A 12,604-nucleotide genomic window follows, 5' to 3' on the forward strand; every position below is an offset into this window, starting at 1 on the left:
GAAACGGAACACTGCTCCATTTAGTATCCGGAACGCTGTTCCGTTTTGTCAATCGCAGTGAAGGAGCACGTAATGGCCACCGAGGGCCGTGCAGGGCAGTCGCCGTCCCGAAGCAAGCGGGTCGACGCCCGGCGCAACCGCCAGACGGTGCCCACCGCCGCCGCCGAGGTGTTCGTCACCTCCGGGTGTGGACGCGCCGATCCGCCAGATCGCGGCCCAGGCGGGCGTCGGGATGGCCACGATCTATCGCCACTTCCCGACCCGGGCGGATCTCGTCACCGCCGTCTACCGCCACCAGATCGAGGCATGCGCCGAGGCCGGCCCGAACCTGCTGGCCAGTGCAGGCTCACCCCTCGACGCGCTGCGCCAATGGATCGACCTCTTCGTCGAATTCCTGGTCACCAAGCACGGACTCGCTGACGCCCTGCAGTCCGACAACGACCGCTTCGCCGCACTGCACGCCCACTTCCTCGACTGCCTGCTGCCCGTGTGCGCCCAGCTGCTCCACGCCGCGGTCGAGTCCGGTGACATCAGCCCCGGCACGCAGCCCTACGAGCTGATGCGCGGCATCGGCAACCTCTGCATCGGAGGCGACAACGACCCCCGCTACGACCCCCGGCGCCTGATCGCCCTCCTCCTCCAGGGGCTCCAGCGACCTCACGCGTCTTGATGCCGACGAGCGACATCGCCACCCGGTCCCTCCGCGAGACTTCCACGCGATCTGAGCGGGCCGCCTCGCAACAGCCGGAGACGTCGGCAAGCACAAGCGCCCCAGAGCCGGTGCTGTCACTTCTCATGAGAATCGGCGCGGAGGAGAAGAGCAGTATCGCGATTGCCTCCAACGAGGCTTTCACCGGCTGGAGCCGGACCTTCACCGATCCACGGCTCTGCACAGCGATCGTGGACCGGCTCACCCTCAACGCCATCTTCATCGAGACCAGCACCGAGTCCTACCGCCTGGCTCGTTCCAAGGCCAGGGCGGAGCAAAAGGGCAGGCAGTAGTGGAGCACCCGATCAGCTTTGCGAGCCGAGTCCATGGGATGATCTTCGCCGAGATGAGCAGGCAGAGGGGGTGGAGATGCAGTACATCGTGCACGAGAACCCGGTCGGTCGGGCCGAGAGCAACTACATCGCCCAGGCCGATCTGACCCCCTTCGACCTCGACGGGCAGATCGAGCAGTTGTGGCTCCAGCCCGAAGAGGACGGCACATACGCGGTGGCCTGCATCCCCTTCATGACCTACGGCATCGCTCTCGGAGACCGGGTCCGTCTGTCACCGGCATCTCGCGTGGTCGAAGTTGCCCGGACGAGCGGACACCGCGTCCTGCGCACACTGCTCAGGCCGAGCACGGACGCCGAACGACTTGGCCGCAGCATCAACCTCATCAAGAACTCGATCAAGGAATCCGGGCTGCTCAGCGAATGGCACGGCGAGCGCTTCGTCGCCATCGACGTCCCTCCCGGCACCGACGAGTTTGTTGTTCACCCTGCTGCAAAGGGAAGTCGACGAGGCCGGCGCCTTCTGGGAATGGGCTGACGCCATGCCGTTCTCAACCACGCGGAGCTGACCGCGCCGCGACTGGTCCCGGCGCAAGCCAATTCCCGGGGCCACTGCAGGACGTCGCATCGCAGATCCACGACCTCCGCCCTGTAGACGAACTCGCGAAGGCGTTCGTCGGCGGCGTGCTTGTTCCGCCCGATGATGTAGCGGCCCTCGGCGATCTTTGCCAGCACTCGGCTTCGAAGTACTGCGACAAGGCGAATCGATCTTCGACGAGTTGCGCGACCAGTGGGGACGGCAGATCGGTACTGCCGAACTCGCGAGCCTTGAGACGCACCAGGCCACGCTGGTCGGCGCCATGCCCGTACGCCTGGATGCACCGGGCTGGAATGCGCACGACCTCGGCGGGCCGGCCTATGGCGTGTATCGGAAGTGGATCACCGGCAAGGTTCAGCGGTCTAGGATCGCCCCCTCGGAGGTTGACCTGGGGAGGCGGACCAAGTGGCCAGCGCGGTTTTGGTTCACGGCCTGTATCACCAACCTGAGCACTTCATCCAGGTTGCTGAAGGCCTGCGAACGGCAGGTGTGGACGTGGTTGCTCCCGAACTGCATAGGGGCTCCTTGATTGCGGACACGGCGGCAGTGCAGACCGCGGTCGATGCGCTGGTGGAGCCTCCCCTGGTTCTGGGCCACTCCTACGGGGGATCGGTAATCACCGGTCTGCGCGGAGTCGCGCGTCTGGTGTACCTGGCGGCCTTCGTACCGGATGCGCATGAGAGTGCGGCGTTTTTGGGCGGCTCGTCCCCCCAGTTGCAGTCCGCGATCGAGCCGCAGTCCGATGGCTCTACGCGGCTTCATCCAGGCCGGGCAGTGGACACGCTGTACGCAGACTGCCCTGAGCACCTGGCCGCTTGGGCAGTGGGACTGCTACGGGCCCAGGCGGCCGGCTGCGGGCGGGGCGTCCCGGAACGTCAAAGCTGGAAACACACCCCTTCCGCCTATGTCGTCTGCACGCAGGACCGAGCCATCGACCCGGGTCTCCAACGGATCATGGCCGCGCGCTGCGGCTCAGTCCAGGAATGGCAGACAGGTCACTCTCCGTTTGTCGGACGACCGGAGCTGGTCATCGACTTGGTGCAAGAACTTCTCGATGCCTCCAGCACGCCGGACGGAGCTATCGAGGGCATCACAGCCGCTCGTTGACGGCGGCGATGAGGAACACATGTCACTCGTTGGAGAAATGGGGCAAGGAGGAGCCTGCGGCGACAGGGACAAGGTTGTCCTGGTCGCCGAACACGGCCGCCGCCGCACCCGCGCCGAAGGCATCACCGGTGCCCACCGGGACCCGGCTGCTTCGACCAGATACTCGGCGCATCTTGCCGGAGCCGCTTCACAACCCGTGCCGGTCAAGGACGGCCATCAGTTTGCGCCTGCGCTTCAGCTCCGCCCGCAGATCGGCGAGATACGGGGTGAACGCGTCCTCCGTCCCCAGCGCCCGCTGGCAGGAGCGGACGTCGAGCAACAACCTCGCCAACCGCTCGTAGACCCGTTCCCCGGTCGGTTCTTTCAGGGGCTCGACCAGCCGGAGGTACACCCCGAGCGCGTCGGCCGGTCGCGTCTCGCGCGACAGGTCGGCGAGCTGCTGCCACTGCCGGTCGTCGGCACGGCCGGATGCCTCCCGCCAAGCGGTGTCCAGGTCACCGTCGTCGAGCAGGGCATCGATCAGTACGGGCCCTCGGTGCCGGCCGCTGCGCTCCTGAGGAGCGTCCTCGCGCAAAGCGGCCAGCGCCGCCGACCGTTCGGTCTCCCAGCGGCCCGCCGACCGGGCAGCAGCGCGCAGTTGCCGGTAGGCGGCGAGGGACCGCTCGGCCAGGAAGCGGTCCCGGCGGATCGCGACGGTCTCGGCCTCCCTGCCCGCCCGCGAGTAACGGGCGCACGTGTAGTCGACGAGGCGGCCGTCGACGTGAGCCTCGTCGGCTGTGTCCCGCAGTCCGCGTTCGGCCCACGCGAGCGCGTCCTCGGGGCGGCCGGCCGCATCCAGTTCCTCGGCGATGCGCAGATGCGTGGCACCGGACGGCACCAGGTCCTGCGCGTACAGGGCGACCAGCGCGTCCACATCGCCTTCGGCATGGACCAGGCGCTCCATCAGATATCTCTCCGCCCAGCCACGCGGGCTGCGCCGCCGAGCCTCGGCCGCCAGCTGCCGCAGGCGGGCCACCCCCGTGTGCCCCAACACATCGGCGTAGTCGAGCGGATCGAGGTCCGTAGCATCGTTCCAGTCACCGAGCACGTGGCCGACCAGCCACTCGGCCAGCCGCTCCGGGTCTGGGCGCGCGACTGAGCAAGCTTCCAGATGGGCCTCGGCCACCGCGGCCACGGCCTGCCCGACCACGCCGTCCGAGTCGTCGATCTCCCCATACGCCTCGCCGAGCGCCCGGATCGCCTCCTCAGCCAGGCCGACCGCGCACGCCGACTGCCCGCCGGCGCTCAGGGCGCGCAGCGCGTCCGCCGCCTCCCGCACCTGCCGCGCGTACCCAGGGGCGGCGTCGTACTCGACGTACCCGTAGCGGGCGAAGGGCCGCGGGTCGAGCAGCGCCAGGACCCGGTCCCGGACCGTGCCCAGGTCTGAGCGCGCGGCCGCGGCCCGCAACTCCAGCCGTCGACGCAACTCCCGGTCGCCGGCGACCTGTTCCCGCACCAGAGCGAGGAGTTCGTCCCGGGACAGCGCCGTGAGCCACGCCTCGAGGCCGGAGGCACGCGTCCGGGCGGCGGCCCGCTGACGCGGGATCTCCTCCGCCTGCCGCAGGACGGTCAGCCCCACCGCCACGCAGTGCTTGCAGAAGTTGCCCTCCTGCCCGTACGGGCAGTCGCACCGCCCCAAGACCCCTATGTGTCCGCCGAGGGTGAGCTCCACCTCGTATACGTCCGTACCCTGGACGACGGCAGTGACCGAATCGTCGCCCACGTCCAGCCCGCTCACCGCGTCCAGATATCCCAGTCCCCGCTCGAAGGACCGGTCCCCGGCCAGGGCTCGCAGTTCGTCTTCCCCGAATCCCACCGGTTTCCGTGCCACACCGCCATTCAACCGCTCCCCCAGCGCGGGCGGGGGCAACATCCGCCGACCGCCGACAATGATGACGAAGTGAACCTTCCCGCCCTGCTTTCCCGTTCCGGCCTGCTCCCCGACCCCACTCCCCCGGCGACGGGTGCACGGCACCGGCTGGGCTCCGGCTCAGGGCGTGCGCCTGTCGAGGAGGGCGCGGGCGGGCGTACGACATCCTTGTTCGGGCCGAGGAGCGCCACGGTCCGACTGCACCCGGTGCCCCGATCGCCCTGGACGCCCCGATCGCCTTGAACGCCTTGAACGCCTTGAACGCCCAGGACGCCCGAGGGCCGCTACCGGCCCTTGGCACCGTCACCCTCAAGTCCCGCCGCCCCAGCCTCACCCCCACCCCGACCTGCCCCGCTGCCGGCCTGCGAAAGCGACCCAGGCCGTGCCGGACGGACCCGAGCTCCGTCCGTTGCGTGCGGTTGAGCGTGTGCGGGGAGGCGGTGCGCCGACCGAACTGAACGTGAAGAAGTTACGGTCGTCTCGCCGACCCGGTTCAATGTGACTCCCGTTGCCATACCTTGGGCATATGGCGCTGCATCACCACAGTGACCGTCCGTGGCGTGTGAGGGTGGACGACGAGGAAGGCACGCCCTGTGGCGCAGGAGTGCTGCTCGACGACCGGCATGTGCTCACCTGCGCACATGTGGTCCGGTACGCCGGAGCGGCACCAGGGGGCACCACGTCTCACCTGCGGATCAGCAGTGTGGCATGCCGCCCGGAGTGGACCCGCACCGCGCGCGTGGCTCCGGGCACGTGGGTGCACGACCACAGCACCCAGCGCGGCGACGTGGCGCTGCTCGAACTCGACGAACCGGCCGGCTGCGGCACTCGGACCAAGCTGTGGAAGGCACCCATCTCCGGCGGCACGGTCCAGGTGTACGGCTTTCCCCGCGACGAACCGTTCGGCATGGGGGCGGACGCGCGGCTGGCGGGATCGGGCCACCGGCAGGGCGAGTGGGGCCTGCTGAAGCGCATGCGCGAAGGCGACCCGTGGATCGAGCGGGGGTACTCGGGCGCCGGGGCGATGGCGGTGGGCGGCGAGTTCGACGGCCGCGTCATCGGCATCGTGGTGGCCGACTACGTCAACGGCGACGCGAAGGCGGCCTGGATGCTGCCGACCGAGACGATACTGACCTATCTGCCCGGGATCGAGGAGTTCACCGATGGTAGCCGCAGCAACGAACTGAGGCCCTCGCCCCCTGAGTTGCCCGGGGACGTGCTGGGTGACCCGCTGCGCCTCGCGCTCACGCAGGAACTCACCCGACTACTCGACAGCGACTGGTCCGGCACCGTCGTCGTCGGAACCGGCGGCACGACCGCCGTGGGCGACTCCTGGCTCGTCCGTCTGGTGCGCACGGCCGATCCGGCGGCCCGGGCCGGCGTCACCGACGCCGAGCTCACCGGCGCCCCCGGGGACACCGTCCTCGGGCTCGGCACCATCGACGCGGCCTACGACGCGCGCGGCAGGTCGGTCGCCGACGTCAGCGAGTACCTCACGGGCCGGTTCGGACTCCCCGGCGGGGACCCCCAGGACGTGCGGCGACAACTGCTGCGCCGCAAGCCGCCCGCCTGTCTGGTGGTGGGCGGCGTGGACCGGGCCCAGGACCCGGAGGCCCTCTTACGGGAACTGCTGGGGCAGTTGGCCACCCGCGCCCGGTCGCGCGGCGTCCGCCTCGTCCTCGGCTTCGAGAGCGTGCCACCGGCCGGCCTCGCCTTCGACGTCTCTCTCGACCCCGAACCGCTGCGCGGGGGCGCGGCCCGGGGCGTGACCGCCGCCGAGGTCCACGCGGTCGTCGGGCGGCTCGCAGCGGAGGAGGGTGCCGCGTCCGCGCTGCAACAGGATTGGGGCGTACGGTTCTTCGCCGCGCCCCGACTGCCGCCCCGCGCCGCGCCCCGGCTACGGGTCCGGCTGGCAGTGGCCCGGGCGACGGAACCCAACCCCGAACTCACTGCGATCCACGACCTGGCCGTCGAGGCCCGCGCCGCACTCGTCCTGTTCGATCACGACCTGCGCCGGCTGATCGCGGGTCACGAGGATCTCACCGCCGACCTGGAACTGCACCGAGTCCGGGCCGCGCGGCGCTTCGGTGACGAGGACCGACGGCTCGCCGAGCGGCACGCCCCCGCCGCCCGCGCTCTAGGGACCGAGCCGATCGACCTCGGAGCCGCCCGCACGCTGGTCAGGCGCTACATCGAAGAGGTCAACCGACGGTTCGAGGAGAGGTGACACATGGGAATGGGCCGTCAGATGTGCAACCGCCCCGACTGCGGGCGCGGCACGATCGACGAACAGGGCTTCTGCGACGCGTGCGACCGGCAACCGCTGCCGCGGGACGAAACGGTGCCGGTGCCCCGCGACCCGGAACCGGAACCGCTGGTGTTGCCCGGTGCGAGCATGGGTGTGGCGCAGGTGCGCCCGGACCCCTGGTACGGCCTCGGCCTGGTCGACTCCGATCAGGCCCCCGAGGTCCTGGACATGCCGCTGAGCTCGTCGGACCCTGTCGCCGAAGCACACCGCTTCTGCCCCAACCCCTCCTGCAGGCAGCCGGTCGGCCGCGGCCACGACAGCGAGCCGGGCCGGACCGCAGGCTTCTGCCCGCACTGCGGCACCCGTTTCGACTTCGCCCAGCCGAACGGCCTCACCATCGCGGGGCGCTACGACGTCATACGCGGCGTCGGCTCCGGGGCGTACGGCGCCGCCTACCTCGCCCACGATCGCAATCTCGCGACCGACGTCGTCCTCAAGGCCCTGCGCAAATCAGTCGCCAAGACCGCCCGGCACGAACGGGACGTCCTGGTCGGGCTCCGGCACGACAGCATCGTCCGCATCCTGGGCTACGAGCACGAAGGGCCGCACCTCGTCCTCGAATACGTGCCGGGCGAACCGCTCTCGGCACGCGACGGCGACCGTCTCGAAACCCTCCTGGCGCACGGCGTCCGTGTCCTCCAGGCACTCGACTACCTGCACGCCCGGGGCCTGCTGCACTGCGACGTCAAGCCCCTGAACATCATCCGCTTCCGGGAGGAGGGCCCGGCGGGCGCGCTCGACCGGGTGCGGCTCATCGACTTCGGCGCGGTGCGCAGCCACACGAAGGACACCGGGCCGGTCGTGGCGTACACGAGGGCCTACGCGCCGCCGGAGACCGATCCGGAACATCTGCACCCCACCCCCGGCTTCGACCTCTACGGACTGGGCATGACCCTGCGCGAGGTCTGCCGCTCCCGCTGGACCGACCGCTCCGCACCGGGCGTCGACTCGCTCCATCTGCTGCTGGACCGTGCCACGGACCCCGAGCGGCCGTGGTGTCGGTTCGTGTCGGCCCGGCAGTTCGCGGAGCAGCTCAGCGGTGTCATCCGGCAGGTCGTGGCGGCCCCGCCTACGCGTCGTCAGGTGGCCCGTCCCTCCGCCCTGTTCGGCTCGGTGCCCGAACCGCTGCACGGCGGGCTGGGCGTTGTCCGGCCCCCTGCCCACTGGGTCCAGGCGCAGTCGGACGAGAACGCTCTGCTGAAGTTGCCCGGGCCGTTCTCCTCGCCGGACCCCGGCGACGTCGCGGCCGCCCTTCCGGCCCCCCTGACCGATCCCGACGACCCGCGCGTCACCGGCTCGGCGGGCGGGGCGCTGGCGGAGAGCCGGCTCGCCCTGCGCAGAAAGGACGCCGTGTCGGCGGCACGACAGCTCGCGGCGGCGGGTCTGCCCGACTGGCACTGGCTGCCCGACTGGTACTGCGGCCTGATCGCGCTGGCCGACGGCTGCCCGAAGCGGGCCGCGGTCGTGCTCACCCAGGTGCGCAGGGCACTTCCCGGTGAGCTGATACCGCACCTCGCCCTCGGCCTGTGCGCCGAGCTCCGCGGGGACCGCACGGTCGCGCGGTCCCACTACGGCACGGTCTTCGACACCACCCCCGCGCTCGGTGCTGCCGGTTTCGGCCTGGCCCGCGTCCTGCTGCTGACCGGCGAGCGTGCGAAGGCGGTGGACGTCGCCGAACAGCTGGCTAAGGAGTTCCGCTACGAGCGCGAGGCACGCGTGGCAGCCGTACGCCTGCGCGTCATGGTCCTCTCCGAGCCGGGCCACCCGGCGCCGACCGAGGACGACGTGGCCCGCGCCAGGGCGGCTCTGCCCGACCTCGACCTGGACGAGGCGGCGGCCACCGCGCTGCGTGCCGAGATCCAGTACGCGGAGTTCCTGCACACCCACGACCGGCTGAAGCTGTCCGACGCGATCCGCGCCCTCGGCCCGCACGCGTCCACCGAGCGCGAGTACGTCGCACTGGTGGACCTGGCGAACCGGCTGCGCCCGGCGCTGAGATGGAGATGGCCGCGGAAACGGGGCAGAACGAGTCAATCCCATTTCGGAGCAACACCCAGCAGGCTAGGCTCCTGACCCGTTCCGTCGAGGAAGCGGGCATGATCCGCAGGAGAACACGCAGCGACACGGACGGGTGGTATCGGTGGGGGACAGATCACCGTTAGGGCTCAGCTTCACCCTGGAAGTGGACGCACCCTCGGATCTGCCGTACGACGGGCGACGCGCGGACGCCCTGATCACCGTCACGGCACAATCCGCCGCGGGTTCGGCCGCGCAGACTCCGAGTGCCGAGATCCTCATCATGGACCGCTCGTTGTCCATGTCCGGCTACAAGCTGGAAGAGGCGAAACGCGCGATGTGCGCGGCCATCGACACCCTGCGGGACGGCACCCTCCTGGGGATCATCGCGGGTAACCACCAGGCCGACGTGATCTTCCCGACGACGGGCGGCCTGGCCCGCGTCGACGCCTGGACCCGGGAGGACGCCAAGCTCCGGGTCGCCGGCCAGCTCTCGGAGGGGGGCACGTCGATCGGCCAGTGGCTGGCTCGCGCCCGCCGCCTCTTCGCCACGGTGGAATCCCCCGGCACGGTGCGCCACGCGGTGCTCTACACGGACGGCAAGAACGAGCACGAGACACCCGAACAGCTCGGCGAGATCCTCACGATGTGCACCGACCAGTTCGTCTGCCACGCAAGGGGCTTGGGCGAGGACTGGCACTACACCGAACTCCTCCGCGTCACCGAGGCCCTGCACGGCACCGCCGAGGCCGTCGTCACCATCTCCGACCTCACGCAGGACTTCACCCGTCTGATGCGCGAGGCGCAGCAGATCGTCGTACCCCGGGTATATCTGGGTCTGCGCCTCAACAGCCGTTTCGAGCTCGCGTTCGTACGGCAGACCCGCCCCGTCCAGGCCGAACTGGCGGCACGTCAACAGCAGGACGGTGAGACTCACATCCCGCTGGGCTCCTGGCCCCCGGAAAGCCGCCAGTACCAGATCTCTCTCCGCTTCGAACCCGACAGCCTGACTGTCGACGAGACCCTGCGTGCCGTCCGCGTCACGCTGCACGCCGAGTTCCCCGACGGAGCCCGCCACCCCTGCTCCGAGAGCGCGGCCATGGTCGTCTGCCGCCGCTCGACACCGGGCCCCGGCATCGTCCCCTCCCCCCACCTCACCCGCGTCGAGGACGAACGCGAACTCGGCATGGCCATACGCGCCTGCGCCGACGCCCACCGGCTCGGAGACCTCGACCGCGCGGACCGCGAGCTGCGCCTCGCGATCGGCCTCGCAACCTCCCTGGGGGACACCAAGCACCTGGAACAGCTGCGCGAGATCGCGGCCGACGGCCCCGACGGCCGGCTCCAGGTGCGGCGGAACGTCTCCCGAGGCCAGATCCAGAGAATGGGCATCGACTCGACCAAGACCAACGAAGGACCTGTCGACCCGCACGACCTCCCGCCCCACGACTCCGGGTTGCCACGCGTGTGCCCACGGTGCGGTACGACGTCGACGTCGCCCACAGCCAAGTTCTGCGAGGAGTGCGGGCATCGGTTCGGTGACGCGGGTGCGGCCGGTGGGCCACAGGACGCGTCGTGACCGGCGTGCGGCTGCGCGTGCCCCATCCGATCGTCGTGCTGCGGTGGCTCAGGGCGGGCGTGCTGGGCATGGTGGCGGTGACGGCGCTGCTCTATCTGGTGGTGGCGAACCGGGCCGGAGAGGAGGTCGCCGCTGCTCACCGCACGACGACGGCCATCCAGCACATCGGCGCGGCGTACGACGAGGCGGGGAAGGCGAACGACGCGCTCCGCGCCGTCTCCCGGACCGGGGCGATCGACTTGACCGGCACCGGCAACGACTTCGCCAACGCCACCGGCCGCGTGGCCTCCCACCTCACCTCGGCGACGGAGGGCAACGCGGCCGGAGAGCAGGGACTGAGCCACCTCCAGTTCGTCCAGGGCCAGTTGGACACGTGCGTGCAGATGGTCAACAGGGCGGTCCTCGACGGGGCACCGGCTGTGGCGAGGGCGCGGGACGCACTGGACAGCGCACCGGAGTACGACGGCAAGAACCCGGTCCCCTTCACGGGCGGCCTCAGGCGATCGCTCAGGGATCTCCAGGAACTCGAGATCCAGGCCCGCCATGACCAGCTCAGGTCGGGCTGGCGCAACCCCCATCTCCTCTGGCCCCTGTTCATGGGGCCGGTGGCGGTCATGCTGCTGCTGGTCTGTGCGACCGGCTACATCGTCGCCCACCGCTTCCGGCGATACCCCAGCCCGGCACTCGTCGTGGCCCTGCTGGCCACCGCATCGATCGGCGTCTTCATGTGCACGACCGACCCACCCACCGCGGCGATCGCGCTGCCCGTGCTCGCCGCCGCCGGCGCGCTCGCGTATCAGGCCTACCGTCCCCGTCTTGCCGAGTACAGGTTCCCTCACTCATGAGAAGACTCACGGCACCACTCCTACGCTGCGCCCTGGTCCTCGGGCTGCTCCTGACGCCGGTCGCGTGCGGCGAACCCGCGAAGGACAAGGTGACGATCATGGTTCCCTGGTCCGGCACCGAGTTCAACGCGTTCTACGCGGTCGTCAAGAACTTCGAGCGCGACCACGACATCGACATCGAACCGCAGGTCACCCGCGCCCTGACCCAACAGCTCGACGCCGCGGTGGCCGCGGACGCACAGCCCGACCTGGCGGTGCTGCCCAGTGTCGGAGCGATCGCCAAGTACCGCAAGGAAGGGGCACTTTCGAAACTCGACGTCGACACGGACGCCTATGTGCAGCCCTTCCGAGGGCTCGGCATGAACGGCAAGGACGTCTACGCCGTCCCCGTCAAGGCCGACGTCAAGAGCCTCATCTGGTACGACGCCAGGGTCACCCCACGGCCCCCCGAGAGCTGGAGCGCTCTGCGGGCCCGTTCCGGCCGCTGGTGCCTGGGTCTGGAGTCCGGTCCGACCTCCGGCTGGCCCGGCGCCGACTGGATAGCGGACATCCTGCTGGCCGACGCGGGCGTCGGCCCGTACACCGCCTGGGCCTCGGGTGACGCGAAGTGGGACAAGGGGCCCGTCAAAGATGCGTGGACGGCGTGGGGGGACCTCGTGGCTGGTGCTCACAAGGGCGCGGCCGGCTTCAACTTCCGCGCCGCCGCTGAGAAGATGACCAAGAGGGGGTGTTCCCTGAGCCACGGCGCCCTGTCCGCGATGGCTTTCGAGTCAGCCCAGGTGAAGGACGACGGGTACACGTACGTACCGTCCTCTCGTGAAGCGCTCCAGGTCTCGGCGGACTTCGTCGGAAAGTTCACCGGGAACAAGAGCGCCGACGAGTTCATCAAATATCTGGCAAGTGCGCAGGCGCAGCAGGCATGGGTGAACGAACCCGGCTTCGCGCTCTCCGCCGACGACAGGGTGACGGAGTACGGCAACGTCACTCAGGGACGGATAGCCGGGATGCTCCGCTCCCCCCGTTACACGCTCTGCTTCAGCGCCGCCGACGCGATGGATCCCGACGTGTCCGCAGCCTTCTACCGAGCGGTCCTGGACTCCACGAACGGCAAAGACCTGACCCCACTGCTGGCGGCGCTCAACAGGGTCCAAAAGGAACTCGGATACGCGCACCCCGAATCCCCGCCACCGCCCGGACCACTCTGCAGCCACCCGAACCACCCCTGATCCATCCAGGAGCCTTC

General features: G+C 70.0%; 8 protein-coding genes and 2 pseudogenes. 9 read left to right on the forward strand and 1 reads right to left on the reverse strand.

All coding sequences use genetic code 11. The features are described from left to right. The first annotated feature begins 72 nt into the window (after nt 1–72). From ACZ4N5_RS38045 to ACZ4N5_RS38060, 4 genes and pseudogenes are all read left to right on the forward strand, one after another. Nucleotides 73–670: pseudogene (locus tag ACZ4N5_RS38045) on the forward strand (TetR/AcrR family transcriptional regulator). A gap of 140 nt (nt 671–810) precedes the next feature. Then, nucleotides 811–1,002 (forward strand): annotated as a pseudogene (locus ACZ4N5_RS38050) (ATP-binding protein); the annotation flags it as partial. A gap of 76 nt (nt 1,003–1,078) precedes the next feature. Beyond that, on the forward strand, nt 1,079–1,537 hold the full coding sequence (locus ACZ4N5_RS38055) for a DUF4265 domain-containing protein (protein WP_467761581.1): 459 nt from the start codon (nt 1,079–1,081) through the stop codon (nt 1,535–1,537). A 465-nt stretch (nt 1,538–2,002) separates the two neighbouring features. Beyond that, nucleotides 2,003–2,704: an alpha/beta hydrolase gene (locus ACZ4N5_RS38060; RefSeq protein ID WP_467761582.1), complete on the forward strand. Its 702-nt coding sequence runs from the start codon at nt 2,003–2,005 to the stop codon at nt 2,702–2,704. Nucleotides 2,705–2,891: 187 nt separating this feature from the next. Here the strand turns inward: ACZ4N5_RS38060 and ACZ4N5_RS38065 are convergent, their stop codons facing one another. Next, nucleotides 2,892–4,574 (reverse strand): SWIM zinc finger family protein, encoded by a 1,683-nt coding sequence (locus tag ACZ4N5_RS38065; protein ID WP_467761583.1) that lies wholly within the window; start codon nt 4,572–4,574, stop codon nt 2,892–2,894. Nucleotides 4,575–5,139: 565 nt separating this feature from the next. Here ACZ4N5_RS38065 and ACZ4N5_RS38070 point away from each other — a divergent pair. The 5 genes from ACZ4N5_RS38070 to ACZ4N5_RS38090 all read left to right on the forward strand — a co-directional run bounded on the left by ACZ4N5_RS38070 (nt 5,140) and on the right by ACZ4N5_RS38090 (nt 12,587). Beyond that, entirely contained in the window at nt 5,140–6,840 is a 1,701-nt protein-coding gene (locus ACZ4N5_RS38070) for a trypsin-like peptidase domain-containing protein (protein ID WP_467761584.1), read from the forward strand. A gap of 3 nt (nt 6,841–6,843) precedes the next feature. Next, a complete protein-coding gene (locus ACZ4N5_RS38075) occupies nt 6,844–8,994 on the forward strand; it encodes a protein kinase domain-containing protein (RefSeq protein WP_467761585.1) in 2,151 nt (716 codons plus the stop codon). Nucleotides 8,995–9,103: 109 nt separating this feature from the next. Next, entirely contained in the window at nt 9,104–10,516 is a 1,413-nt protein-coding gene (locus ACZ4N5_RS38080) for a VWA domain-containing protein (protein ID WP_467761586.1), read from the forward strand. Continuing rightward, entirely contained in the window at nt 10,513–11,361 is an 849-nt protein-coding gene (locus ACZ4N5_RS38085) for a hypothetical protein (RefSeq protein ID WP_467761587.1), read from the forward strand. The genes ACZ4N5_RS38080 and ACZ4N5_RS38085 overlap by 4 nt, the downstream gene beginning before the upstream one ends. Continuing rightward, nucleotides 11,358–12,587: an ABC transporter substrate-binding protein gene (locus ACZ4N5_RS38090; protein WP_467761588.1), complete on the forward strand. Its 1,230-nt coding sequence runs from the start codon at nt 11,358–11,360 to the stop codon at nt 12,585–12,587. The genes ACZ4N5_RS38085 and ACZ4N5_RS38090 overlap by 4 nt, the downstream gene beginning before the upstream one ends. The last annotated feature ends 17 nt before the right edge of the window (nt 12,588–12,604 follow it).

The sequence above is a fragment of the Streptomyces sp. NPDC026500 genome, assembly GCF_055567635.1.

Coding starts and splice junctions, on each gene's coding strand:
- ACZ4N5_RS38055 (WP_467761581.1), top strand. CDS start 1,079: ATGCAGTACATCGTGCACGAGAACCCGGTCGGTCGGGCCGAGAGCAAC.
- ACZ4N5_RS38070 (WP_467761584.1), top strand. CDS start 5,140: ATGGCGCTGCATCACCACAGTGACCGTCCGTGGCGTGTGAGGGTGGAC.
- ACZ4N5_RS38075 (WP_467761585.1), top strand. CDS start 6,844: ATGGGAATGGGCCGTCAGATGTGCAACCGCCCCGACTGCGGGCGCGGC.
- ACZ4N5_RS38090 (WP_467761588.1), top strand. CDS start 11,358: ATGAGAAGACTCACGGCACCACTCCTACGCTGCGCCCTGGTCCTCGGG.